This window comes from Bradyrhizobium sp. Leo114, from assembly GCF_055229415.2.
Window position 1 is genome coordinate 1 of record NZ_JBUYEN020000175.1, and the last position, 1,053, is coordinate 1,053.

The 1,053-nt window shown below is 63.8% G+C and carries 1 protein-coding gene; it reads left to right on the forward strand.

What is annotated here, in order from left to right:
• The first annotated feature begins 92 nt into the window (after nt 1-92).
• On the forward strand, nt 93-1,034 hold the full coding sequence (locus ACZIRK_RS45240; RefSeq protein WP_474419841.1) for an IS110 family RNA-guided transposase: 942 nt from the start codon (nt 93-95) through the stop codon (nt 1,032-1,034).
• Nucleotides 1,035-1,053 lie beyond the last annotated feature (19 nt).

Consider the following 1,053-nt stretch of genomic DNA (forward strand, 5'->3'; position numbering starts at 1 on the left):
CCACAACCGTGGATGAGCTTTGGGATCTTCGCCATGTCACGCACGACCGAACAGTCGCTTGAGTTCCGATCGCATGGACAAGGCAGGTTACCGTGAAGAAGACGATTTGTGGAGTGGACGTTTCGAAGGCCACGCTCGATGTCTGCATCGAGCCCGGGCATCGGTTTGCGCGCTTCAATAACGACACCGCAGGCATTACCGAACTGGCGGCATTCTGCCGTGAACACGCGGTAGAGCTGGTGGTGATGGAGGCCAGCGGCGGTTACGAGCGCCGGGCGTTCCTCGGGCTGTGGGCACACGGTATCAGCTGTGGACTGACCAATCCTCGCAGCGTCCGCCGCTACGCCGAGGCGATGGGCATTCTGGAGAAGACCGACCGGATCGATTGCTCGGTGATCGCCCGCTTCGCCGACGCCAAGGACCTGGCTCCGACCCCGCTGCCGAGCCAGGCCCAGCAGCGCCTGAAGGCCCTGGTCGCAAGGCTCAGGCAGGTCACCGACGACCTGACGGTCCAGAAGCAGCGCCGCGCCAGCATGCTCGACAATGCCGAGATGCAGGCCAGCATTGACGAGGTGATCGGCCTGCTGAAGCGCCAGTCCCGCACCCTCGAAGGCGAGATCGCCTCCATGATTGACGACGATCCGCTGTGGGCAAAGCTCGCCGAGACGTGGCGCGAGGTGAAGGGGGTCGCCGGACGAACCGTTGCCCGCCTGCATGCCGAGCTGCCGGAGATCGGCACCCTATCCAACAAAGCCATTGCCAAGCTGGCCGGCCTCGCCCCAATCGCCAATGACAGCGGTAAGCGAAAGGGCAAACGGCCCACACGCGGCGGCCGCGCCGGTGTCCGCTCGATCCTCTTCCTCGTCGCGGCCACCGTCGCCCGTTACGACAAAAGCCTCGCCGACTTCCGCGCCAGGCTGGTCGCTGCCGGAAAGGAAAAAATGGTCATTCGCATTGCACTCGCCCGTAAGCTCCTGGTCCGTCTCAACGCCAAAGCACGCGATGCGCGCGCCGCTTACGCCAATGCAACTTGACAACCCAGATAGTCGCTCA